Below are 24,411 nucleotides of genomic sequence, written 5' to 3' on the forward strand. Positions count from 1 at the left end.
TCTATCAAGGTACAAATAGTATAAGACGTGGTGGTTATATATTTAAAAAAAGATTTTGTATCATTCACATTTCAAGAATATTTCACGGTTTTTAAAAGAATTTTAAAATTTAAGCTTTTCTAATTCGGTAATTTTGAATTTAAACTATCTTTGCCAACCCGAATAGCAGGGAGAAAAACGACATTATGAAGTTTGAATTATTACAAAAAGACCCGTTGTCAAAAGCAAGAGCGGGTAGCATTACTACAGATCACGGAGTTATAGAAACGCCTATTTTTATGCCGGTTGGTACAGTAGCTTCGGTTAAAGGAGTGCATCAACGTGAGTTAAAAGAAGACATTAATCCGGATATTATTTTAGGAAATACCTATCATTTATATTTACGTCCGCAGACCGAAATTCTTGAAAAAGCAGGAGGTTTACATAAATTCATGAATTGGGATCGAAATATTTTAACCGATTCTGGAGGATATCAAGTATATTCTCTTTCGAACAATCGAAAAATTAAGGAGGAAGGTGTAAAGTTTAAATCGCATATTGACGGATCGTACCACTTTTTTACACCCGAAAATGTAATGGAGATTCAACGTACTATTGGAGCCGATATAATTATGGCTTTTGATGAATGTACGCCTTATCCATGTGATTATAAATATGCACAAAGATCGATGCACATGACGCACCGTTGGTTGGATCGTTGCATCAATCATTTAGATAAATTACCATTTAAATATGGGTATGAACAAACATTTTTTCCAATTGTTCAAGGAAGTACGTACAAAGATTTGCGTCGTCAATCGGCAGAATATATAGCCAATTCAGGACAACAAGGAAATGCTATTGGTGGATTATCAGTAGGAGAGCCTGCTGAAGAAATGTATGCGATGACCGAAGTAGTTTGCGAAATTTTGCCAGAAGACAAACCCCGTTATTTGATGGGAGTAGGGACACCTATTAATATTTTGGAGAATATTGCGCTAGGAATTGATATGTTTGATTGTGTGATGCCAACGCGTAATGCGAGAAACGGAATGTTGTTTACATCGGAAGGAACTATCAATATTAAAAATAAAAAGTGGGAAGATGATTTTTCTCCAGTCGATCCCATGGGACATACTTTTGTAGATACTGAATATTCAAAAGCCTATTTGCGACACTTGTTTGCGGCCAATGAATATCTAGGAAAACAAATTGCGACTATCCATAATTTAGGTTTTTACATGTGGTTGGTTCGCGAGGCAAGACAGCGTATTATTGCAGGTGATTTTAAACCTTGGAAAGAAATGATGGTTAAAAAAATGGGACAAAGATTGTAAGGGTCGTAATTAGCCAAAAAGTATGTGTTGATTTAAGCGTTGCGTTAGAGGTAATACTATGACTTCAGCTTTCAGTAAACGAAATAGGCTTCTTATTAATTACTAATTTCTAATCACTATGGGATGTTAACAATAATAGATAGGTACATTTTAAAAAGATATCTTGCCACATTTGCGGTAATGTTATTTATGTTTATACCTATTGGTATCATTATTGACGTTTCTGAAAAAGTCAATAAACTGATCGAGAACGACATTCCAATTAGTGCTATTGCGCTTTATTATTATAACTTTACGATCTATTTTGCGAATCTTTTATTTCCTATATTTCTATTTTTGTCAGTAATTTGGTTCACATCTAAACTGGCAAATAACACCGAAGTAATCGCTATTTTAAGTTCTGGAATTTCGTTCAATCGCTTTTTAAAACCTTATGTTATTGGTGCTACAATCGTTTCTATTTTTGTCTTGTTAATGGGCTTTTTTATTGTTCCAGCTGCAAGTGAAGGTTTTAATAGTTTTAGATATACGTATTTAAAAGGTGGAGGGAAAGAGGCAATGCGTGGCGATAATACTAATGTATACAGACAAATTAGCGACGATGAATTTATTTTTGTAAACAGTTACAATGAATCCAGTCAAACCGCTTTTAATTTTACATTAGAGAAATTTAAAGGTGAAAAATTAGATTATAAAATTGTTGCTAGTCGAATTAAATGGAATCCAAAAGACAGCACATACACATTGTATGATTACACAAAAAGAACGGTCGGTGAGTTAAATGATGTAATTGAAAAACAGCCTGAAAAAAAGGCAGCATTTAATTTTGATTTAGAAGACTTAACGCCAGTAGTTTATATTGCAGAAACATTAACGTATGGCAAATTAGTCGATTTTATTGACAAAGAACGAGCTAGAGGTTCGTCTGATATTAATACTTATTTGGTCGTTTTATACAAGAAATTTAGTATTCCAGTTTCGGCATTTATATTGACTTTAATTGCCGTGTCGGTATCATCTATGAAACGTCGTGGTGGAATGGGAACAAACCTGGCTATCGGAATTGCCATTGCATTTTCTTATGTTTTCTTCGATAAAATTTTTGGCACTCTAGCCGAGAAGTCAACATTTTCACCATTTTTGGCAGTTTGGCTGCCTAATATTTTATATACCATCTTAGGCTATTTCCTGTTACGCAATGCAAAACGATAAATTTAAAAGTTATTTAAGCCTCCACTTCATTGTTTTCATTTGGGGATTTACAGCTGTTTTAGGGGCATTAATTACAATCGACGCTGAAATTTTAGTTTGGTTCAGAATGTTATTAGCTGCTGTTTTTTTAGGAGTTTTTATCTTAGGACGACGTAAATCATTTAAGGTATCTGTTAGAGCAGCATTTAAAATGGTGTTTATCGGACTTTTAATTGCCTTGCATTGGATTTTCTTTTTTCGAGCCATTCATGTATCCAATGTTTCAATTACATTGTCCATCTTTTCCTTAGGTGCTTTTTTTGCTTCACTTTTAGAACCTTTATTCTATGGAAGAAAAATTTTATGGTATGAAGTTTTCTTCGGTCTCATTATCATAGCAGGTTTAGCAATGATCATGCAAGTCGAAATACAATATCTAAACGGAATGTATTATGCATTGGCTTCAATCATTCTTGGTGTTTTATTTACCTTAATGAATGGCAAAATGATTGTCAATCACGATTCGGCAGTCATCACTTTGTACGAATTTGGCGCTGGAGTTTTCTTTATATCCATCTATCTTCTTTTACAAGGAAAACTTAATCTAATGATGTTTAATATGACTTTAGAAAACTGGCTTTTGTTGTTGGTTTTATCTTCGGTTTGCACTGCTTATGCGTTTACGGCATCCGTAAAGGTGATGCAAAAGCTTACTCCTTATACAGTCATGCTAACCACTAATTTAGAGCCTGTTTACGGAATTGTTCTGGCCTATTTTATAATTGGAGAAAAAGAAAAAATGAGTACTGAGTTTTATTTCGGAGCTTTGATTATCGTAATCACCGTAATTTTAAACGGAGTGATTAAGCATTATAAAAAAGACGATAAACTATAACTGAAACTGTAACTAAAGCGATACTTTACCAACTTTAATCCCAAATTAAACGTGCCATACGATATAATATTTTTATATTTGCGGTTCGAATTAAAATTAAAAATTCAAAAATCCTATGGAATATTTAGATTTTGAGCTTCCAATTAAAGAGTTAGAGGAGCAATTAGAAAAGTGTGTTATCATTGGAAAAGAATCTGAAGTAGATGTGACGCCTACTTGCAAACAGATTAGCAAAAAATTAGAAGAAACAAAAAAAGATATATACAAGAATTTAAGCGCTTGGCAACGCGTACAATTATCAAGACATCCAAATAGGCCGTACACTTTTGATTATATTAAGGCCATTTGTGGAGATACTTTTTTAGAGTTGCACGGAGACAGAGGTTTTAAAGATGATAAAGCGATGGTCGGTGGATTAGGTAAAATTGATGGCCAATCGTATATGATTATTGGTCAACAAAAAGGATACAACACGAAGACACGTCAATACCGAAATTTTGGTATGGCAAATCCAGAAGGATACCGAAAAGCCTTGCGTTTAATGAAAATGGCAGAAAAATTTGGTGTTCCAGTAGTTACCTTTATCGATACTCCAGGTGCATATCCAGGTTTAGAAGCAGAAGAAAGAGGTCAAGGGGAAGCAATTGCTCGAAACCTTTTTGAAATGGTTCGTTTGCAAGTGCCAATTATTACCATTATTGTGGGTGAAGGTGCATCGGGTGGAGCATTAGGAATAGGAGTAGGTGATAGAGTATACATGCTAGAAAACACATGGTATTCGGTTATTTCTCCAGAATCGTGTTCGTCTATTTTATGGAAAAGTTGGGAGTACAAAGAGAAAGCTGCTGATGCTTTAAAGCTGACTTCATCTGATATGAAAAGACAAAAATTGGTCGATGATGTAATTCCAGAACCGTTAGGTGGGGCGCATTTTGATCGAGAAACTACATTCAAAACCGTTACCCAATACATCACTAAAGCATATGCTGGATTGAAAGACTTATCAACAAAGGAGCTGATCGCCCAAAGAATGGACAAGTACACTAGTATGGGAGAATATAAAGAGTAAAATCGTATAATTTCAGTATAAATCCGAAGCCTTATAGTTTCGGATTTTTTTTTGGTTATCAACAATAAAAGGTTATTTATAAACAATTAATTCTAACAACTCAATAGCTGTAATTTTTTAAAATTCGCTATTTTCGCTTTATGGAAAACTTCAAGAATATAAGTCCTATCAAGGTAGACAAAACCACTATTATTAATTTAGAAAAAGGAAAACTTCCGCCACAAGTACTTGATTTAGAAGAGGCTGTGCTCGGAGCAATGATGATTGATAAAAAAGGAGTAGACGACGTAATTGATATTTTACAACCCGACGCTTTTTACAAAGATGCACACAAACATATTTTTGAAGCCATTGTGCAGCTTTTTACTGAAACCCAGCCCATTGACTTGTTAACCGTTTCAGCTCAGCTTAAAAAGAACGGAAAATTAGACGTCGCGGGTGGCGATTTTTACTTAATCCAGCTGACTCAAAAAGTAGCATCGTCTGCGCATATTGAGTTTCACTCTCGTATTATATTGCAGAAATTCATTCAGCGCAGTTTGATTCGAATTTCGTCGGAAATTATTGAGCAATCTTACGATGAAACTACCGATGTTTTTGATTTATTAGATCAAGCGGAAACCAAATTATACGAGGTAACGCAAGGAAACGTTAAGCGAAGTTCAGAAACCGCTCAAAGTTTAGTTTTACAAGCTAAAAAGCGAATTGAAGAAATTGCTGGTAAAGAAGGATTGAGTGGTATAGCCACTGGATTTGAAAAATTAGACAAAATTACATCAGGTTGGCAGCCGAGTGATTTAATTATCATCGCCGCAAGACCCGGAATGGGAAAAACTGCTTTTGTACTTTCTATGGCAAGAAATGTGGCGATTGACTATGGCCATCCAGTGGCTGTATTCTCACTAGAGATGGCATCAGTTCAGTTAATTACCCGTTTAATTTCATCAGAAACTGGATTGTCTTCAGAAAAATTACGGACTGGGAAATTAGAGAAACACGAGTGGGAGCAACTAAGTACCAAAGTAAAAGATTTGGAGAAAGCACCTTTATTTATTGATGATTCACCTTCACTTTCTATATTCGATTTACGTGCCAAGTGTAGACGTTTAGCTTCACAACACGGAATTAAACTAATAATTGTTGATTACTTGCAATTAATGACTGCGGGAGGAAACGGAAAAGGTGGAGGAAACCGTGAACAGGAAATTTCGACTATTTCTAGAAACTTAAAAGCTCTAGCAAAAGAGTTAAACGTGCCTGTAATTGCTTTGTCACAATTATCGCGTGCGGTAGAAACGCGTGGTTCGAGCAAAAGACCTTTGTTGTCTGACCTTCGTGAATCGGGTGCAATTGAGCAAGATGCCGATATTGTATCGTTTATTTATCGTCCAGAATATTACAAAATAGAGGAGTGGGATGACGACGAACAATCGCCGACTGCTGGACAAGCTGAGTTTATCATTGCAAAACACCGTAACGGTAGTTTAGAAAATGTTCGTTTGAAATTTATTGGTAATTTAGGAAAGTTTGATAACCTAGAAGACTTTACTGGTGGTTACGATGATTTACCCTCTAAAATGAACGCAGACGAAAATACATTTATTACAAAAAATTTACCATCTGCCAACGAAGCTTTTGGTAGTAATTTTAACGACGATGATGACGACAGCGACGTACCTTTTTAAGTAGTTAAAATTGAATTAGCATAAAAAATCTTTGCAAATTAGTTATTTGCAAAGATTTTTTTGTTTTTAATCAATTAAGTAATAGGAAAAAATCCGAAGGTGAAAATTAATTTAGTAGTTTAGCATTCTTGAATTTAATAAAGTTAATACTATTAACTAATTATAAAAATAATATTTATGGATGACAAAACCTTTCCAGGGCCTATTAAAATTTCTTTAGCGACTGCCAAAGAATGGGAAAAAAAGTATGACGGCGATACCACTGTAGGTGATGCTAAAAACAAGATGAAAGCTTTTTTAATACCCAGAGAAAGTTTAGAAAATGTCCTGGCTTTAAAGACTGAGGCAATTCGCGCTTATATCGGCATAAATGATAAAGATGAAAAAATATTATTTTTTGTAGGAGCAGATAAAGACGAAAAAAGCGGGCAGTATACAGATGTTTATGGAAGAAAAACATTAAATTATAATTTAGCAAAAGGACAAGGAGATGGAGACGAAGAAGAAGTTTATAATGGTACACGCCCAAGTCCACCCTTTTAATTTCACATATATTAATGGCAGATTTCTTAATATATAGTGGATATTTAATATTATTTATTAATCTTATTTTATATAATTTTAGTTTTTTATACAGACGAAAAGCTAATATTTTTTTTATAGGTTATTTAATATTTAGTCTTGGAATGCAAATTACAATGGAAGTACTGTATCAGTTAGGTTTTCATAACTTAGTAGTGGTAAATATATTCTTTTTAGGGAACTTTATTTTACTAAGTTTATTTTTTAAATCTTTTTCGAAAACTAGAGAACAAGAAAATTTTATAGGGTATACTTTAGTAGCTGCGGTAGGGGCAATCATTGTACAAAATTGGCGCGATACTCAACTACTGTTTCAGTTCAACTTATTCGCCATTACACTTACAGCTGCTTTATTGATTTGTTATGCTTTAATTCATTTGTACAACCAACTTGGCACTGATAAATCGTATTATTATGTAACAGTTGGTATTGTAATTTATTTGCTATCTAGTACCGTATTGTACTTGATTGGGAATTTAACTCAGAATTTAAGTCCTGATATTAAATATCTTAGCTGGCAGCTAAATGCTTTACTAGTAATTGTTTTGCAATTATTTTACTGCTACGAATGGATGGTTACTTTTTCAAAAAAAAACGAAAAAAAAACAATTAATCTTTAAGTCCTTAAATTCGATACCTATAAATTTATATTTTTTTTAAACAAGTAGAAATAAATAAATTAATATTTTGATTCTATTCTATAACAAACAAAATTTGATGCTACAAGTCTCCGCAAAGCTTAGCTTAATTCCAGAGAAAGATATTGTGCTTATAATTTTATTCAGCTCTGTCTTTTTTATGCTTGTTGCAGCTGCAATAGTTGTTTTTTTCTACTTTTCGAGAAAAAAAATCAATCAAAAAGAAATTGAAAAAAAGAATATAATTATTGAGTATCAAGATCAACAATTAAAGGCAGTTATTCTTACGCAAGAGACTGAGCGAAAGCGTATTGCCCAAGATTTGCACGACGATATTAATTCTAAGCTTAATGTAGTTAAGTTAAATTGTCATTTATTAAGCACTCCGAACTTATCACCGGCCGAGCAAAAAGAGATTACCAGTATTATTATTGATTTAACGAACAAGGCTTTAGATAGTTCGCGTAAAATTGCTCACAATTTATTGCCACCTGTTCTCGAAAAATTTGGTTTAGACGCAGGTATCAAAGAGCTTTGTTTAGAATTCGAAAGTAGTAGGTCAGTAAAGATTGAATATAATAATATTGTTGATTTTGATTTTAAGAATTTACACAATGATTTGCATGTGTTTCGCATCTTACAAGAGTTACTTAATAATTCTGTACGTCATGGTCAGGCGACTTTTATTAGTATTACTTTACGAGAAAACGATAACTTTTATTCTTGTATTTATACCGATAATGGTATTGGTTTTGATACAAATTTGTCAAGTAATCAAAAAGGTCTTGGTACCAAAAACATCGAAAGTAGAGTACGCTTTTTAAATGGGACATTGGAAATAAAATCGGCTAGAGGTGAAGGAACGAGAGTTAATTTCACATTTTAGGTGTTTTTTGTAGCTAAATGTAACATATTTTTTGTACTTTTCTGCAACCAAATTCGATATTGACGTTTCCCCTAAATCCGTTTCTATTGTATTTTTTTTTGAACAATTAATGTATTGCTGACCTCAAAAAACAAATATGAAAAACGTTATTAAAGTTGTTTTGGTAGATGATGAAATTTTGTTTCGTCAAGGAATTAAATTTATGTTAGATCGAGAAGAAGACTTTCAAGTAGTTTTTCAGGCTTCTAACGGAAAAGAATTGCTAGATTATCTTGATAATACGGATGAACAACCAGATGCAATTCTTACTGATCTTAAGATGCCAGTACTTAATGGCGTTGAAACTACCAAAATTTTACACAAAAAATATCCTAGTACTAAAATTATTGCGTTAACAAGTTATGATTCGCATTCTTTTGTAGCCAATATGATTGATGTAGGAGCTGCTGCATTTGTTCTAAAGAACGCAAAACCAGAAGAATTACTTTATGCAATACGACAGGTTGCAGATAAAGGTTTTTATTATAACGAAAAAGTGTTAAAAATTTTGAAGGAAATAGAATTGATGAAAAAAAATGCAAAGTCCGAACTAGATGCAGCTTTTTTATCTCCCCGAGAAATTGAAGTATTGCAATTGATTTGCGAACAGAAAAATACAGCTCAAATCGCCGAAATTCTTTTTATTAGTCCTAGAACCGTCGAGGGGCATCGAACGAATCTATTGTTAAAAACCGAGTCTAAAAATATTGCTGGACTGGTAGTTTTTGCCATTCAAAATAGGTTGGCTTTAATTGACATGTAATTTTCCTAACTTAATAAAAATTTTATCGATAAAATATAATAAACAATTATCATAAGTACTAAAATTCCAACACCAATTTTTTTAATCAAACCTAGTCCTTTAGGTTGATTGTCGTAATTTTTTGATTCCATCATCGTGATTTTTATTTATAGTTTGGTTTTTCTATTTACAAATTTAGTATCAATTTCCTTGATTTCGATGCGTGTTTTTACCCGTTTTAAGAATACACATGTTAAAATATAGAATATTTTAGTTTTTAATTTGTCGCTTTATTTCTTTACGGTCTTTGCAGTATAATGATTGATCTTTCCGTTAGTTTTTTATCTTTGAGCTATAAACTAAGTTGTTATGTCATTACGTCTTTACTTCTATTTTTTTTTGTTTTTTTGCTCCTTAAAAGTAAGCGCTTCTTTTGTGTTATTACCTATGGATGAGTCTTCACAACAAAATCATCTAAAAGCGTACGGAATCACTTATTGGTGTTTGAACAACCAGTACAAAGCAAGTTGGTTACTTAATTATCGTGGGGGCTCTTTTTTATTGCCAGATTCTGAAGAGATTCGGAAAGAATGCCAAATTAGAGGAGTAAGCTATGAAATTTTGAGCGATAGCCAAGTTAATTTAATTTTAGAAGAAATTGCGAGTCCATCTCAAAACATGGAAACAATTATTTTAGAAAAAGCACCAAAAATTGCAGTATACACGCCGCAAGGAAAACAGCCGTGGGACGATGCTGTTACGTTGGTTTTAACTTACGCTGAAATTCCTTTTACACCTGTGTACGATTCAGAAGTCTTAAGTGACCAATTATTAATGTATGATTGGTTGCACCTACATCATGAAGATTTTACAGGACAATATGGTAAATTTTATTCTGCATATAAAAATATCCCTTGGTATATTGAACAAAAAGCTGCTGCAGAAATACTCGCTAAAAATTTAGGATACTCCAAAGTTGCACATGAAAAAGGAGCTGTTGCTAAAAAAATTAGAGACTTTGTAATTGGTGGTGGATTTATGTTTGCCATGTGTTCTGCGACGGATAGTTTTGACATAGCATTAGCTGCAGATGGAGTAGATATTTGCGAAGCAATGTTTGATGGAGACGCAAGTGAGCCCAACTATCAATCAAAATTAAATTTTCAGAATAGTTTTGCTTTTAAAGATTTCACTTTAGAAAGACGGCCTGAACAATATGAGTTTTCGAATATTGACATGACATTACAGCGCAGAATCCCGATGGAAAAAGATTATTTTACTTTAATGGAGTTCTCCGCAAAATGGGATGCTATTCCGAGTATGCTTTGTCAAAACCACACCCAGTTAGTAAAAGGATTTATGGGACAGACAACTTCATTTAATTCTGATCTAGTGAAATCAAATGTATTAGTTATGGGAACTTGTGAACTTAATGGCGAGGCGCGTTACATTCATGGTCAAAAAGGAAAAGGAATGTTTACTTTCTTTGGTGGACATGATCCTGAAGATTTTCAGCATAAAGTTGGGGATCCTCCAACTGTTTTAGATTTGCACCCCAATTCTCCCGGATATCGTTTGATTTTAAATAATGTATTATTTCCTGCTGCTCGCAAGAAGAATCAGAAGACTTAATTTTTATTTTATATTTTTTTATAACGATCTTTAAACGCAGTCACTATAATTATAATTTGTAAAACTACTATCGCAGGTACAAATAATAACTGCCATTCGATTTCAATTATTCCTGTTTTAGCACAAATTAATGCAGTAGCATAAGATAAAATAAAAGTTAGTAGTATGGTTTTTAAAACTACTTTCGATTTTTCAGTCTTTAATTTATTGGCTATTTTACGTAATGATCTTTTGAATAGTGTATTTTTGAAACGCATAATCAACATGTTTTTGCAAACATATCACTCGCAACTGGTTTTTTTTTACGGGAAACCGTAAGGTGCTTAAATTTTTTTAGATTATTCCTAGGTCTTTTGTTAGTGCAATCAAATGGACATTATTGGTAGCTTTAAAGTAAATCTTTAGTTTATTGATCTTTTTTTCAATGCTGCTGGTGCTGTTTGGGATACAATTTTGTCTACTGAATTCACCGCTTATCTCTTGAATGCTAAGTCCGTTAGCGAGTAGTTTTAGCAACGATACGTCGTACTGATCAATTTCAATTAATCCAATAGATCCCTTAGCTAGTGTTACTTTTATTTCCTTTTGAAGGTATAATTTATGTACTGTTTGCTTTAAATTCTCAATACTATTTCGTCCCTTCATTACATAGGCATCAATTTTCAACTGGGTATGTAATTTTGAAATTAAATATGATTTGTCTTCGATTGAAAAAACAATTGTTTTTATATCGGGTTGAATTTTTTTCACAGCTTCAATAAGATCTTCTCCCGAATGTAAGTTAGTTTCACGACAGTCTTTTTTAAAGGACAAGTCAGTAATCAGTAACTCATAAGGAGTATTATCTGTAATTCCTTTTTTAATTTTTAGAAAAGCATCATCGCAATATTTGGCTACGTCAATATTTAAAATATCTATAGATTCAAGTGCTTGCTTAACTGTGAGGGAAATTGTATCTAAATCTTCAGCGACCAAAACTTTTTTATACATGTTTTATGTTGTTGGAAATGTGATTGACGCCTTAAAACCTTTGTCTAAAATTGAACTGTAGGATAGGCTTCCTTTTATCGATTTTAATCTGTTTTCTGCATTTTTTAGTCCGTTTTTGCTGCTTATTTTTTCAGGATTAATGCCTATTCCATTGTCGGAATAGTCAATTTGAATTTCTGTAGCTAGACTTGTAAAAGAAATAACTACGAAAGAGCTCTGACTGTGTTTTTTCATATTTACTAGAAGTTCTTGAAGTACTCTGTAAACTGTAATTTTTTGCGCCGCTGAGATGTTATTCCAGTTTATCACATTTAAATCTTTCATTATAATTTGTATAGCAGATGAATTATAAGTATTAATCATCTGTTTTAAAAATTCGGCAAACGTTTCGTCTGTATTTATAATTCTATTTTGGTAAGAGATGTTTCTGATTTGAGAATAAATTATGTCTAAATTATTTAATAATTCTTCTTTGTTTTCTTTATATGCTAAATTTTTAGATTCAACCATCGTTATGGTTTGGTAAATTTCATTAGCTAATTCGTCGTGTAGTTTTTTAGAAATTCTCGTTTCAGATTTATAAATGGCTTTTGATTTCTCTATTTTGCTTCGATATAGTAAATAGTAATAGATCACAATAGATATAATAAGGACCAATGTAATAAGGAGATAGGAAAGTAATTTTTTATATTTTTCTTGCTCTAATTCTAACTGTGCGGTGATTTTTTGACTTTTGAGAATTTCATTTTCTCTCTTAGCTAGGCTCGAATCGTATTTTACCTTTGCAAACTGATTTTTTGCTATTTGCTTCTGCTTTGTAATACTATCATTTAACGCTACATATTTTAAACTATACTTCTTTAGATCGGTACCTGTAGAGCTATGGATTAATGCTATAAGAGCATTCATTCGATCATTAGAAGAATTCCACTTGGTTGCTAGTTCATACGCTTTACTAGCGTAATGTTTTGAAAGCTTTCGATTTGTTTTTTGAAAGTGCTTAGATTGATTTACGTAATTTCCAATTAAGCCCCATTCATTATTTGTACTTTTATAAATATTGAAACATCGCCTATAATATGATAGTGCTTTTTTAGGATCATTAGCTTCATGACAAAGACCAAGATTATTTAAAATACGTGCATATGATTCAGGATCTGTTTGTATTTCGTTTTGTACGCATAAATAGTCAAATATCTCTATGGCACTATCATAACTACCTTGCTCCATGTAGACGACTGCTTTATTATTTTGCGTGTTTAATTTTCGAAGTTTATCAGTTTTAAGTTGATAAGCTTTCTCATAATATAGTAATGATTTGTTATAATCGTATTTATGAAGATAATTTACTCCTAAGATCACGTAGATATTCCAAGCATAGTTTGGATTTTTTATTTCTTTTAGATAAGGTAGTGCTTCAGTTGCTGCTGATTCGCTAGAAATATAATCTCCTTGCTTTTGATTAATATCAGCCATGTTAAAAATACAGTATACTATTTTTTTTATATTTTTCTCATTTAAGGCAATCGATTTAGCTTTGGTAAAATAGTAATAGGAACTATCAAATTTTTGTGAATCGTATAAGCTATCTCCTATTTGAATTAAAGCTAGCAACTCTTTCGATGCTACTGCTTCATTTGATACAGGTAGTTTTTCGCTATCTCCATTGCATGACAATAATAGCTGGGAAATAAATAGCAAGTATAAGAAAAAGATTGGGGCTACTCTCATAGTACGAAAATAAGCAATTATACGAATACAGTATAAAAACTCAGAACTATTTAGACATAAAAAAACCCGATCTTTCGACTGGGTTTTCTATTATAAGTAAGTAATCTAAATTGAGTTGATAAAACGTTTATTTTACTTTATTAAGTATTGCTTTGAAAGCCTCAGGGTGATTCATTGCTAAATCAGCAAGTACTTTACGGTTCAATTCGATTCCGCTAGTCTTTACTTTACCCATAAACTGAGAATAAGAGATTCCTTCTAATCTAGCTCCAGCGTTGATACGTTGAATCCATAATGAACGGAAATTTCTTTTGTTTTGTTTTCTATCACGGTAAGCATAGCACATTGCTTTCTCAACCGCGTTCTTAGCAACTGTCCAAACGTTTTTACGTCTACCAAAGTAACCTTTGGCTTGCTTCATTATCTTTTTTCTTCTTGCTCTTTTAGCAACCGAATTTACTGATCTTGGCATAATATTATTGTTTTTTTTGTAGTAGGCGTCCCGAATTAAATCAAGAGAACTTATTGGCCATACTCCAAGGTTATATTTAAATTGTTTTAACCTAAAGAATTTAAAAAAAGTGTTCAGTTTTCAGATAGTAGTGCTCAGTTAAAACTGCTTACTACATACTGACGACTGAGTACTAAATTATATAATTCTTAATTGTTGTTTGATGCTTTTCATATCTGTTTTGTGAACTAACGCTGAATGTGTCAAAGCTAATTTACGTTTTTTAGATTTTTTAGTCAAGATGTGACTTTTAAAAGCATGCTTTCTTTTAATCTTTCCAGAACCAGTAACTTTGAAACGTTTCTTGGCGCTAGATTTGGTTTTCATTTTAGGCATTTTTCCTAGTGTTTTTTAATTTATTCTTACTTACTTATATTTTTAGCTAGTAGCTTTTCGCTAATAACTTAGTACTAAAGGCTAATAGCCAAAAGCTTATTTTTTCTTCTTAGGAGCAATAAACATAATCATACGTTTTCCTTCTAAAACAGGCATAGCTTCAACTTTACCAAACTCTTCTAAATCTGTTGCCAAACGCAATAATAAAATCTGTCCTTGATCCTTATAGATAATCGAACGACCTTTAAAGAATACAAACGCTTTTAATTTAGAACCCTCTTTCAAGAACTTCTCAGCATTCTTTCTCTTAAATTCATAATCATGTTCGTCAGTCTGTGGACCAAAACGAATCTCCTTTACAGTTACCTGGGTTGATTTCGCTTTTAAGACTTTATCACGCTTTTTCTGCTCGTAGATAAATTTCTTATAATCCATGATTTTACAAACTGGCGGCTCTGCATTAGGAGAAATCTCAACTAAATCCAACTCGAATTCATCGGCTAGTCTCAATGCTTCTGAAAGTTTAAAAACTCCAGGCTCTATATTTTCCCCTACAAGACGTACTTCTTGTAGACCACGAATATTGTTATTAATTCTGTGGGCATCTTTTTTTTCTACGCGAGGTTGATAACCTCTGTTGCTTCTTATTGCTATGGCTTTATAATTTAAGTTAAACTGTAAATACTTTTAATGTCTTATTTATTTCCTCATTTACAATTGCGACAAATTCCTCAATTGTAACGGTAATATTCCCTTTTCCTTCTTGACCGTGACGACGAATAGAAATCGTTCCATTTCGTTCCTCTTCTTCACCTACAATCAGCATAAATGGCAATTTCTGCATTTCTGCATCTCTAATTTTCTTGCCTATTGTCTCATTTCTGTTGTCAATTAGGGCGCGAATTTCGTGATTTTCTAGCACATCTAAAACTTTTTTGGCATAAATTTCGTATTTCTCGCTTAAAGACAAGATAATAGCCTGTTCCGGTATCAGCCAAAGCGGGAAATTTCCTGCAGTATGTTCCAGCAAGATAGCGATAAAGCGTTCCATTGATCCAAACGGCGCTCTGTGAATCATAACTGGACGGTGTAATTCGTTATCAGCACCTTTATAAGTTAACTCAAATCGCTCTGGTAAATTATAGTCTACTTGAATCGTTCCTAATTGCCATTGTCTTCTTAAGGCGTCTTTAACCATGAAGTCAAGTTTAGGTCCGTAAAACGCAGCCTCACCATATTCTATAACCGTATTTAAACCTTTGTCTGCTGCGGCACTGATGATAGCATTTTCTGCTTTTTCCCAGTTTTCATCAGATCCAATATATTTTTCTCTATTTTCTTTATCTCTCAATGAGATTTGCGCTGTAAAGTTTTCAAATCCTAAAGAGCCAAATACATAGAGCACTAAGTCAATTACTTTTTTAAACTCTTCGTCCAATTGATCTGGAGTACAAAAAATATGTGCATCATCTTGAGTGAACCCTCTAACACGAGTTAAACCATGCAATTCACCCGATTGTTCATATCTGTATACGGTTCCAAATTCAGCGTAACGTTTCGGTAAGTCTTTGTAGGACCATGGACGCACATTGTATATTTCGCAGTGATGCGGGCAGTTCATCGGTTTTAATAAAAACTCTTCTCCTTCATGCGGTGTTGTAATCGGCTGAAAACTGTCAGCACCATATTTCGCATAATGGCCAGAAGTTACGTATAATTCCTTTTGTCCAATATGTGGAGTAACCACTTGTTCGTAACCTGCTTTCTTTTGTGCCTTTTTCAAAAATTGCTCCAAACGTTCTCTCAAAGCAGCTCCCTTTGGTAGCCACAATGGTAAACCTTGTCCAACTTTCTGAGAAAAAGCAAACAATTCTAATTCCTTTCCAAGTTTTCGATGGTCACGTCGCTTTGCTTCTTCAAGTAAAGCCAAATATTCAGTTAAATCTTTTTGCTTAGGAAACGACGTTCCGTAAACACGAGTTAATTGCTTATTTTTTTCATCACCACGCCAATAAGCGCCTGCAACACTCATAATTTTCATTGCTTTAATAATTCCGGTATTCGGAATATGACCACCGCGACACAAATCGGTAAACGTATCGTGATCGCAAAATGTAATGGTTCCGTCTTCTAAATTGGAAATCATTTCGGTCTTGTATACGTTGTCTTTGTACATTTCTAATGCTGCTGCTTTGCTAAGCGGACGCATTTTGAACTCATGTTTTCCTCTAGAAATTTCCAATACGCGATCTTCAATTCTTTTAAAGTCGGCATCAGTAATTTTTTGATCTTCAAAATCCACGTCATAATAAAATCCATTCGCAATTGCAGGTCCAAGAGTTAATTTAACTCCAGGAAACAATTCCTCCAATACTTGCGCCATAACGTGAGAGGTAGAGTGCCAAAATGCCTTTTTACCATCTGCGTCATTCCACGTATATAATATAAGACTACCGTCGGTCGTCAATGGAGTTTCGGTTTCAATTGTTGTACCATCAAAAGATGCCGAAATCACGTTTCTTGCAAATCCTTCACTGATGCTTTTAGCAACCTCCATCGGAGTTACGCCAGAAGCAAACTCTTTAATCGACCCGTCGGGCAAAGTAATCTTAATCATTGTCTTTAATTTTGTGAATGCAAATATACTTCATTACAAAAATCCACACAATATATATGTAGGTTAGTTTTTATATTTATGTTTCAACATCTATCGTTATATATAGGTATAGGAAGTTTTTTTAGTTTCGGGAGCTATTTCCTGTCATTCGCTGTATCTTCTATTGCTTAAAGAAAGCAAAAGAAGGATGCCGCTGCTGCCAGGGCTATGATTTAGCTATTCTTTTTAAATTTTGTGTTTCAGATCAAGCAAGTTTCTGTTACCTATATATAAGGAGTAAATACAGCAGTAAGATTAACTGAATCGAGTTCGAAGTCCTAGTATTATTGGAAAGCGATATCTAAACCTCTCAAAACCCAATAAAAACAGGGAAGTTTTAAAAGAGTTAAAAGTTAATACCCAACTTATTCTCTTAAAACCCCACCAGAAGCAAGAAAGAGGAGTAGAGTAAAAGCAAATAAGCCACGTTAATCCTAAGAAACCGATCGAAAGCGATGTAAAATGCTAAAAAGAGAATAGTATAAAGTATTCACAAGATTAAGGTTTCCAAATAGTTAAGAATTTATTAAAAAAAAAGATTGAAATAATGCAATAAAAAGGGTTGTTTATGTAAATAAAGTGACTATTTTTGCACCCGCAACAGCGACACGTTCTACTTTTTACTGACTACGAATTGAGATATTACAGCGGAGATTTTCTTCAAAAATAATATCAAAATAAAGTTTGTGTACTAAGAAAAAACGTTTTACATTTGCACCCCGCTAAAGGCGCAAGTCATTTGAGATACTGACAAGGAAGAATGGTTTTAGAGTTTGTAAAAAGGCTCAAAATAAATTTCATTTTTTTCTTGTGAGATTAGAAAAGAGTTTGTACTTTTGCAGCCGCCTTGAGAGACACTTAAACAAGTGAGAATTGAGGTTTTAAAATACAGAAGAATACGTTCCTAGACATATTGAATTGACAGCCGTTTTGAGAGAGATTTCAAAACAAAGAATAAGAGTAATAGAATCGAGAGATTTTGAGAATAACCACTAGATAATTCGGAGTCAAAAATAAATAGAGATAGATTTATCTGTCTCGCACAATATACGATGAAGAGTTTGATCCTGGCTCAGGATGAACGCTAGCGGCAGGCTTAACACATGCAAGTCGAGGGGTATAGGTAGCTTGCTACTTAGAGACCGGCGCACGGGTGCGTAACGCGTATGCAATCTACCTTTTACAAAGGGATAGCCCAGAGAAATTTGGATTAATACCTTATAGTATTACGACTTGGCATCAAGATGTAATTAAAGATTTATCGGTAAAAGATGAGCATGCGTCCCATTAGCTAGTTGGTATGGTAACGGCATACCAAGGCTACGATGGGTAGGGGTCCTGAGAGGGAGATCCCCCACACTGGTACTGAGACACGGACCAGACTCCTACGGGAGGCAGCAGTGAGGAATATTGGACAATGGGCGCAAGCCTGATCCAGCCATGCCGCGTGCAGGATGACGGTCCTATGGATTGTAAACTGCTTTTATACAGGAAGAAACAACTCTACGTGTAGAGTCTTGACGGTACTGTAAGAATAAGGATCGGCTAACTCCGTGCCAGCAGCCGCGGTAATACGGAGGATCCAAGCGTTATCCGGAATCATTGGGTTTAAAGGGTCCGTAGGCGGTTTAGTAAGTCAGTGGTGAAAGCCCATCGCTCAACGGTGGAACGGCCATTGATACTGCTAGACTTGAATTATTAGGAAGTAACTAGAATATGTAGTGTAGCGGTGAAATGCTTAGAGATTACATGGAATACCAATTGCGAAGGCAGGTTACTACTAATATATTGACGCTGATGGACGAAAGCGTGGGTAGCGAACAGGATTAGATACCCTGGTAGTCCACGCCGTAAACGATGGATACTAGCTGTTGGGAGCAATCTCAGTGGCTAAGCGAAAGTGATAAGTATCCCACCTGGGGAGTACGAACGCAAGTTTGAAACTCAAAGGAATTGACGGGGGCCCGCACAAGCGGTGGAGCATGTGGTTTAATTCGATGATACGCGAGGAACCTTACCAAGGCTTAAATGTAGATTGACCGGTTTGGAAACAGATCTTTCGCAAGACAATTTACAAGGTGCTGCATGGTTGTCGTCAGCTCGTGCCGTGAGGTGTCAGGTTAAGTCCTATAACGAGCGCAACCCCTGTTGTTAGTTGCCAGCGAGTCATGTCGGGAACTCTAACAAGACTGCCAGTGCAAACTGTGAGGAAGGTGGGGATGACGTCAAATCATCACGGCCCTTACGCCTTGGGCTACACACGTGCTACAATGGCCGGTACAGAGAGCAGCCACTGGGTGACCAGGAGCGAATCTATAAAACCGGTCACAGTTCGGATCGGAGTCTGCAACTCGACTCCGTGAAGCTGGAATCGCTAGTAATCGGATATCAGCCATGATCCGGTGAATACGTTCCCGGGCCTTGTACACACCGCCCGTCAAGCCATGGAAGCTGGGGGTGCCTGAAGTCGGTGACCGCAAGGAGCTGCCTAGGGTAAAACTGGTAACTAGGGCTAAGTCGTAACAAGGTAGCCGTACCGGAAGGTGCGGCTGGAACACCTCCTTTCTAGAGCCTAAGTGTTAGCAATTTATTGCACTCTTGGGAAAAAGACGAAGATTTTTATTGGTTTCAAGAAGGATTTATTTTATTACTCTGCTGTTAGTTCAAATAATACAATTAAGTAAAAGGTACAGATTTATGATTGTTTAATGCTGATTTTCAGCCCTGGATTTTAGGATCTAGAGCAAAGGGAATCAAATCACTTAAATCAAAAGATCATATTGTCTCGTAGCTCAGCTGGTTAGAGTACTACACTGATAATGTAGGGGTCGACAGTTCGAGTCTGTCCGAGACAACTAATTACTTAAAAAGAAGAAGAAATTCTAGAGTTGAGGAGTTATGAATGGTATTCATAATTCATAATTCACAATTCATAATTAAATTGGGGGATTAGCTCAGCTGGCTAGAGCGCCTGCCTTGCACGCAGGAGGTCAACGGTTCGACTCCGTTATTCTCCACAGTTCCGAAAGGAAAAAAGTTCATTGACATATTGAGATAAGAAAATAGTAAAAAAATAAGTAGAAAGAACACTTTTTAGTTATGAATGAGTAAGTTTTGTGTATTTGGTGTAAACTTAATACGTAGTACTTATTTTTTTAGACTTAAAGAGTAGTACAATAAGCAAAATAAGGGCGTATGGGGGATGCCTTGGCTCTCAGAGGCGATGAAAGGCGTGATAAGCTGCGAAAAGCTACGGGGATTGGCACACACGAATTGATCCGTAGATACCTGAATGGGGCAACCCACTATGTTGAAGACATAGTACACCGATAGGTGGGCAAACCCGCTGAACTGAAACATCTAAGTAGGCGGAGGAGAAGAAAACAAAAGTGATTCCGTAAGTAGTGGCGAGCGAACGCGGATTAGCCCAAACCAATGTTGTTACGGCAATATTGGGGTTGTAGGACCACGATATTTCTTGCATGAAGAATTAGAATCTACTGGAAAGTAGAACCATAGAGGGTGATAGTCCCGTATAGGTAATGAATGTAAAGGATAGTGGTATCCTGAGTAGGGCGGGACACGAGAAATCCTGTCTGAATTTGGCGGGACCATCCGCTAAGGCTAAATACTCCTGAGAGACCGATAGTGAACCAGTACCGTGAGGGAAAGGTGAAAAGAACCGTGAATAACGGAGTGAAATAGATCCTGAAACCATACGCTTACAAGCGGTCGGAGCCCTTTCGTGGGGTGACGGCGTGCCTTTTGCATAATGAGCCTACGAGTTAACGTTGCTGGCAAGGTTAAGTGGTTAAGCCACGGATCCGTAGCGAAAGCGAGTCTGAATAGGGCGCTTTAGTCAGTAGTGTTAGACGCGAAACCGTGTGATCTACCCATGGACAGGTTGAAGCTGTGGTAACACACAGTGGAGGACCGAACCCGTTGACGTTGAAAAGTCTTGGGATGATCTGTGGGTAGGGGTGAAAGGCCAATCAAACTCGGAAATAGCTCGTACTCCCCGAAATGCATTTAGGTGCAGCGTTATGCGTAAAGTTATATAGAGGTAGAGCTACTGATTGGATGCGGGGGCTTCACCGCCTACCAATTCCTGACAAACTCCGAATGCTATATAATGTTTCATAACAGTGAGGGCTTGGGTGCTAAGGTCCAAGTCCGAGAGGGAAAGAACCCAGACCATCAGCTAAGGTCCCCAAATATATACTAAGTTGAAAGAACGAGGTTCGTCTGCCCAGACAGCTAGGATGTTGGCTTGGAAGCAGCCATTCATTTAAAGAGTGCGTAACAGCTCACTAGTCGAGCGGACGAGCATGGATAATAATCGGGCATAAGTATATTACCGAAGCTATGGATTTACAATTTATTGTAAGTGGTAGGGGAGCATTCTAACAGGGTTGAAGGTGTGTCGTTAGGCATGCTGGACTGGTTAGAAAAGAAAATGTAGGCATAAGTAACGATAATGCGGGCGAGAAACCCGCACACCGAAAGACTAAGGTTTCCACAGCTATGCTAATCAGCTGTGGGTTAGTCGGGACCTAAGGCGAACCCGAAAGGGACAGTCGATGGCCAACGGGTTAATATTCCCGTACTACTGATTACTGTGATGGGGTGACGGAGTGATGAAAGCGCCGCGAACTGACGGAATAGTTCGTTGAAGTACCTACCTATAAGCTGCGCAGGCAAATCCACGCGGCTTGGGGAAATACGATAGTACTAGGAGTCTTCGGACAAATAGATAGTGCGCCTAAGGGCTTCCAAGAAAAACCTCTAAACTTCAGGTAATTAGTACCCGTACCGCAAACCGACACAGGTAGTCGAGGAGAGAATCCTAAGGTGCTCGAGAGATTCATGGCTAAGGAATTAGGCAAAATAGACCTGTAACTTCGGGAGAAAGGTCGCCAGCAGCAATGCTGGCCGCAGTGAAGAGGTCCAGGCGACTGTTTATCAAAAACACAGGGCTCTGCAAAATCGTAAGATGAAGTATAGGGCCTGACACCTGCCCGGTGCTGGAAGGTTAAGTGGAGATGTTATTCGCAAGAAGAAGCATTGAAATGAAGCCCCAGTAAACGGCGGCCGTAACTATAACGGTCCTAAGGTAGCGAAATTCCTTGTCGGGTAAGTTCCGACCTGCACGAATGGTGTAACGATCTGGACACTGTCTCAGCCATGAGCTCGGTGAAATTGTAGTAACGGTGAAGATGCCGTTTACCCGCAGTGGGACGAAAAGACCCTGTGCACCTTTACTATAGCTTAGTATTGACCTTGGACAAATGATGTGTAGGATAGGTTGGAGACTGTGAAGTGGCGTCGCTAGGCGTTGTGGAGTCATTGTTGAAATACAACCCTTTGTTTGTCTGAGGCCTAACCCCGTAATACGGGGGACATTGCTTGGTGGGTAGTTTGACTGGGGTGGTCGCCTCCAAAAGAGTAACGGAGGCTTCTAAAGGTTCCCTCAGTACGCTTGGTAACCGTGCGTAGAGTGCAATGGCATAAGGGAGCTTGACTGAGAGACATACAGGTCGATCAGGTACGAAAGTAGAGCATAGTGATCCGGTGGTTCCGCATGGAAGGGCCATCGCTCAAAGGATAAAAGGTACGCCGGGGATAACAGGCTGATCTCCCCCAAGAGCTCATATCGACGGGGGGGTTTGGCACCTCGATGTCGGCTCGTCACATCCTGGGGCTGGAGAAGGTCCCAAGGGTTGGGCTGTTCGCCCATTAAAGTGGCACGCGAGCTGGGTTCAGAACGTCGTGAGACAGTTCGGTCTCTATCTACTGTGGGCGCAAGAAATTTGAGTGGATCTGATTCTAGTACGAGAGGACCGAATTGGACAAACCTCTAGTGTATCTGTTGTTCCGCCAGGAGCATCGCAGAGTAGCTACGTTTGGAAGGGATAAGCGCTGAAAGCATATAAGCGCGAAACCCACCACAAGATGAGATTTCTTTTAAGGATCGTGGGAGATGACCACGTTGATAGGCTATAGATGTAAAGGCAGTAATGTCATAGTCGAGTAGTACTAATAATCCGTAAGCTTATGTACACTTTTCCCCCGATGCAAGTCGGGGGAGGAACCTTTCTAATACTATTTACGTTTCTTTATCTCAGTATGTTAAGATATTGTTTAATTGATAATTAACAATTTATAATTGATAATTAATAATTAAGTTATTGCCCAAAGCAATTATAACTCCTTAAGGTGGTTATTGCGGCGGGGCTCACCTCTTCCCTTCCCGAACAGAGTAGTTAAGCCCGCCTGCGCAGATGGTACTGCAGTTATGTGGGAGAGTATGTCGTCGCCTTTCTTTTTAAAACCCTAATTCTAACGAATTAGGGTTTTTTCGTTTGTACAGGTCATACTATTTATGAGATAATGGTTATGTTTGGTTATAAAAAACAACTTACTTGCTTCTACGCAAAGTATTTAGTAAATAAATATTTTTATGTGTACACTTCAAAAAAAGACTGCAAAAACTGTGGTTAGTAACATATTTTTTAAAAGCTTATTCAGGGTGATTTAGCAGTAAGTCGCTAAATTTTCATCTGTAAAAAATTATTCTTCTATAACAATAATTTCGAGATCAATATATGGATATTTAGTAAATTATTTTAAAAATACTCCTTCAATATTTGAATTTCCTACGAACCAGCACTATTTTTTAAGCCTCGTACATCAGAATTTAGTAGATTAAAATACTCTTCCCAGAATGGTAATGCAATATAGTTTCGCATAGTTATTCTCAAGAATGTTCTAATATCTGTATTGCTACTGTTCTATTTCCAGTCATGGAAATACCAAAAGATCTTGTAGTTAAAGCTAATTCAGCAGTAAATTTAGCTAGGTCATTTAGCTATTCCTGACAAAACTATTTCTGGAGAGCACAAAGCGTCTACAAGAACTAATCTTCCTATAGTATCAGCGTGTTGGATTTATAAAATAGTCTCGTACATTACCGTAATACTATCAGCAATAATCAAAATGATTGGAATTTATTTTATTATCGGTTGAAGAAACTAAGGTGTGGAGCTACTTATATAAATTTTATTGCCTAGATATAATTTGTTGGCTCCTTTACTAAATTTTATGTCGTGGCAGCATAAGTATTGTTAAAGTTCGTAAGTGTTCATTACAAAGATCTTGATTGTCGGCATAGACTGTTGGTATACTAATTTCAGCAGTACGTTTATATGTAATAAAGTTACAAAGCTACCCATATAAACTTCTAAGAAAGCTGCTCGAGTCTCTTTTTCTAAATTATTTAAAACCAAAGAGTTGTTGTATTATTATTTTACGCGTTAAGGCGTTCTTAGATAGAAGAATATAATAATTGACATTTTTCGTATTCATTAGAATTCAAAATTACTATCCTACGCGATTTATCTCCCTAAGCGGTGTGTAGTTTTTCTTATATTTAAATAATTGCTGCAGCGATTTGCTTCATTACTATTTTTCATAAATTTAATTTTTCAGACGAAATAATAATGAGACGTTAGA

General features: G+C 35.9%; 17 protein-coding genes, 2 tRNA genes and 3 rRNA genes. 15 read left to right on the forward strand and 7 right to left on the reverse strand.

Annotated elements, in window-relative coordinates; all coding sequences use genetic code 11:
- Positions 1-185 precede the first annotated feature (185 nt).
- The 10 genes from tgt to ACRASX_RS09445 all read left to right on the forward strand — a co-directional run bounded on the left by tgt (position 186) and on the right by ACRASX_RS09445 (position 10,675).
- A complete protein-coding gene (gene tgt, locus ACRASX_RS09400; RefSeq protein WP_066307371.1) occupies positions 186-1,316 on the forward strand; it encodes a tRNA guanosine(34) transglycosylase Tgt in 1,131 nt (376 codons plus the stop codon).
- A 123-nt stretch (positions 1,317-1,439) separates the two neighbouring features.
- Positions 1,440-2,528, forward strand: a complete 1,089-nt coding sequence (locus ACRASX_RS09405) for an LptF/LptG family permease (RefSeq protein WP_066307370.1) — start codon at positions 1,440-1,442, stop codon at positions 2,526-2,528.
- Positions 2,515-3,402, forward strand: a complete 888-nt coding sequence (locus tag ACRASX_RS09410) for a DMT family transporter (RefSeq protein WP_066307369.1) — start codon at positions 2,515-2,517, stop codon at positions 3,400-3,402. Before ACRASX_RS09405 ends, ACRASX_RS09410 begins: the two co-directional genes overlap by 14 nt.
- A gap of 115 nt (positions 3,403-3,517) precedes the next feature.
- On the forward strand, positions 3,518-4,471 hold the full coding sequence (locus ACRASX_RS09415; RefSeq protein WP_066307367.1) for an acetyl-CoA carboxylase carboxyltransferase subunit alpha: 954 nt from the start codon (positions 3,518-3,520) through the stop codon (positions 4,469-4,471).
- Between the two features lie 140 nt (positions 4,472-4,611).
- Positions 4,612-6,156 carry a replicative DNA helicase gene (gene dnaB, locus ACRASX_RS09420; protein WP_066307366.1) on the forward strand — a complete coding sequence of 515 codons (1,545 nt, stop codon included), beginning with the start codon at positions 4,612-4,614 and terminating at the stop codon, positions 6,154-6,156.
- A 177-nt stretch (positions 6,157-6,333) separates the two neighbouring features.
- Positions 6,334-6,699, forward strand: a complete 366-nt coding sequence (locus ACRASX_RS09425) for a hypothetical protein (protein WP_066307365.1) — start codon at positions 6,334-6,336, stop codon at positions 6,697-6,699.
- A gap of 143 nt (positions 6,700-6,842) precedes the next feature.
- Positions 6,843-7,358 carry a hypothetical protein gene (locus ACRASX_RS09430; protein WP_432221012.1) on the forward strand — a complete coding sequence of 172 codons (516 nt, stop codon included), beginning with the start codon at positions 6,843-6,845 and terminating at the stop codon, positions 7,356-7,358.
- Between the two features lie 97 nt (positions 7,359-7,455).
- Positions 7,456-8,262 carry a sensor histidine kinase gene (locus ACRASX_RS09435; protein ID WP_432221013.1) on the forward strand — a complete coding sequence of 269 codons (807 nt, stop codon included), beginning with the start codon at positions 7,456-7,458 and terminating at the stop codon, positions 8,260-8,262.
- 136 nt (positions 8,263-8,398) lie between these two features.
- The gene (locus tag ACRASX_RS09440) at positions 8,399-9,064 is read left to right on the forward strand and encodes a response regulator transcription factor (RefSeq protein WP_432221014.1); all 666 of its coding nucleotides are present in this window, start codon (positions 8,399-8,401) and stop codon (positions 9,062-9,064) included.
- A 348-nt stretch (positions 9,065-9,412) separates the two neighbouring features.
- Positions 9,413-10,675 (forward strand): asparagine synthetase B, encoded by a 1,263-nt coding sequence (locus ACRASX_RS09445; RefSeq protein WP_432221015.1) that lies wholly within the window; start codon positions 9,413-9,415, stop codon positions 10,673-10,675.
- Between the two features lie 8 nt (positions 10,676-10,683).
- Here the strand turns inward: ACRASX_RS09445 and ACRASX_RS09450 are convergent, their stop codons facing one another.
- From ACRASX_RS09450 to thrS, 7 genes are all read right to left on the reverse strand, one after another.
- Positions 10,684-10,932, reverse strand: coding sequence for a hypothetical protein (locus ACRASX_RS09450; RefSeq protein ID WP_157492618.1), 249 nt, complete (start codon positions 10,930-10,932; stop codon positions 10,684-10,686).
- 76 nt (positions 10,933-11,008) lie between these two features.
- Positions 11,009-11,665 carry a response regulator gene (locus ACRASX_RS09455; protein WP_432221016.1) on the reverse strand — a complete coding sequence of 219 codons (657 nt, stop codon included), beginning with the start codon at positions 11,663-11,665 and terminating at the stop codon, positions 11,009-11,011.
- A gap of 3 nt (positions 11,666-11,668) precedes the next feature.
- Positions 11,669-13,396, reverse strand: coding sequence for a tetratricopeptide repeat-containing sensor histidine kinase (locus tag ACRASX_RS09460; RefSeq protein WP_432221017.1), 1,728 nt, complete (start codon positions 13,394-13,396; stop codon positions 11,669-11,671).
- Positions 13,397-13,523: 127 nt separating this feature from the next.
- A complete protein-coding gene (rplT, locus tag ACRASX_RS09465) occupies positions 13,524-13,868 on the reverse strand; it encodes a 50S ribosomal protein L20 (RefSeq protein ID WP_066307354.1) in 345 nt (114 codons plus the stop codon).
- 177 nt (positions 13,869-14,045) lie between these two features.
- Positions 14,046-14,243, reverse strand: a complete 198-nt coding sequence (gene rpmI / locus ACRASX_RS09470) for a 50S ribosomal protein L35 (protein WP_022827375.1) — start codon at positions 14,241-14,243, stop codon at positions 14,046-14,048.
- Between the two features lie 96 nt (positions 14,244-14,339).
- Positions 14,340-14,897 (reverse strand): translation initiation factor IF-3, encoded by a 558-nt coding sequence (gene infC / locus ACRASX_RS09475; RefSeq protein ID WP_369815133.1) that lies wholly within the window; start codon positions 14,895-14,897, stop codon positions 14,340-14,342.
- A gap of 16 nt (positions 14,898-14,913) precedes the next feature.
- Complete coding sequence (thrS, locus tag ACRASX_RS09480; RefSeq protein ID WP_432221018.1) at positions 14,914-16,860, reverse strand: threonine--tRNA ligase; 1,947 nt, start codon at positions 16,858-16,860, stop codon at positions 14,914-14,916.
- Positions 16,861-17,948: 1,088 nt separating this feature from the next.
- Here thrS and ACRASX_RS09485 point away from each other — a divergent pair.
- From ACRASX_RS09485 to rrf, 5 genes are all read left to right on the forward strand, one after another.
- A 16S ribosomal RNA gene (locus tag ACRASX_RS09485) occupies positions 17,949-19,464 on the forward strand.
- 216 nt (positions 19,465-19,680) lie between these two features.
- Positions 19,681-19,754: transfer RNA gene (locus tag ACRASX_RS09490), tRNA-Ile, on the forward strand.
- Between the two features lie 88 nt (positions 19,755-19,842).
- Positions 19,843-19,916 (forward strand) — tRNA-Ala (locus tag ACRASX_RS09495).
- Positions 19,917-20,073: 157 nt separating this feature from the next.
- Positions 20,074-22,959, forward strand: a 23S ribosomal RNA gene (locus tag ACRASX_RS09500).
- Between the two features lie 152 nt (positions 22,960-23,111).
- A 5S ribosomal RNA gene (gene rrf, locus ACRASX_RS09505) occupies positions 23,112-23,221 on the forward strand.
- The 16S, 23S and 5S rRNA genes sit together here with 2 tRNA genes alongside, the layout of an rRNA operon.
- The last annotated feature ends 1,190 nt before the right edge of the window (positions 23,222-24,411 follow it).

Source organism: Flavobacterium sp. TMP13, assembly GCF_050847115.1.
In the GTDB taxonomy this organism is placed as follows: Bacteria; Bacteroidota; Bacteroidia; order Flavobacteriales; family Flavobacteriaceae; genus Flavobacterium.

Coding starts and splice junctions, on each gene's coding strand:
- tgt (WP_066307371.1), top strand. CDS start 186: ATGAAGTTTGAATTATTACAAAAAGACCCGTTGTCAAAAGCAAGAGCG.
- ACRASX_RS09405 (WP_066307370.1), top strand. CDS start 1,440: ATGTTAACAATAATAGATAGGTACATTTTAAAAAGATATCTTGCCACA.
- ACRASX_RS09410 (WP_066307369.1), top strand. CDS start 2,515: ATGCAAAACGATAAATTTAAAAGTTATTTAAGCCTCCACTTCATTGTT.
- ACRASX_RS09415 (WP_066307367.1), top strand. CDS start 3,518: ATGGAATATTTAGATTTTGAGCTTCCAATTAAAGAGTTAGAGGAGCAA.
- dnaB (WP_066307366.1), top strand. CDS start 4,612: ATGGAAAACTTCAAGAATATAAGTCCTATCAAGGTAGACAAAACCACT.
- ACRASX_RS09425 (WP_066307365.1), top strand. CDS start 6,334: ATGGATGACAAAACCTTTCCAGGGCCTATTAAAATTTCTTTAGCGACT.
- ACRASX_RS09430 (WP_432221012.1), top strand. CDS start 6,843: ATGCAAATTACAATGGAAGTACTGTATCAGTTAGGTTTTCATAACTTA.
- ACRASX_RS09435 (WP_432221013.1), top strand. CDS start 7,456: ATGCTACAAGTCTCCGCAAAGCTTAGCTTAATTCCAGAGAAAGATATT.
- ACRASX_RS09440 (WP_432221014.1), top strand. CDS start 8,399: ATGAAAAACGTTATTAAAGTTGTTTTGGTAGATGATGAAATTTTGTTT.
- ACRASX_RS09445 (WP_432221015.1), top strand. CDS start 9,413: ATGTCATTACGTCTTTACTTCTATTTTTTTTTGTTTTTTTGCTCCTTA.
- ACRASX_RS09450 (WP_157492618.1), bottom strand. CDS start 10,932: ATGCGTTTCAAAAATACACTATTCAAAAGATCATTACGTAAAATAGCC.
- ACRASX_RS09455 (WP_432221016.1), bottom strand. CDS start 11,665: ATGTATAAAAAAGTTTTGGTCGCTGAAGATTTAGATACAATTTCCCTC.
- ACRASX_RS09460 (WP_432221017.1), bottom strand. CDS start 13,396: ATGAGAGTAGCCCCAATCTTTTTCTTATACTTGCTATTTATTTCCCAG.
- rplT (WP_066307354.1), bottom strand. CDS start 13,868: ATGCCAAGATCAGTAAATTCGGTTGCTAAAAGAGCAAGAAGAAAAAAG.
- rpmI (WP_022827375.1), bottom strand. CDS start 14,243: ATGCCTAAAATGAAAACCAAATCTAGCGCCAAGAAACGTTTCAAAGTT.
- thrS (WP_432221018.1), bottom strand. CDS start 16,860: ATGATTAAGATTACTTTGCCCGACGGGTCGATTAAAGAGTTTGCTTCT.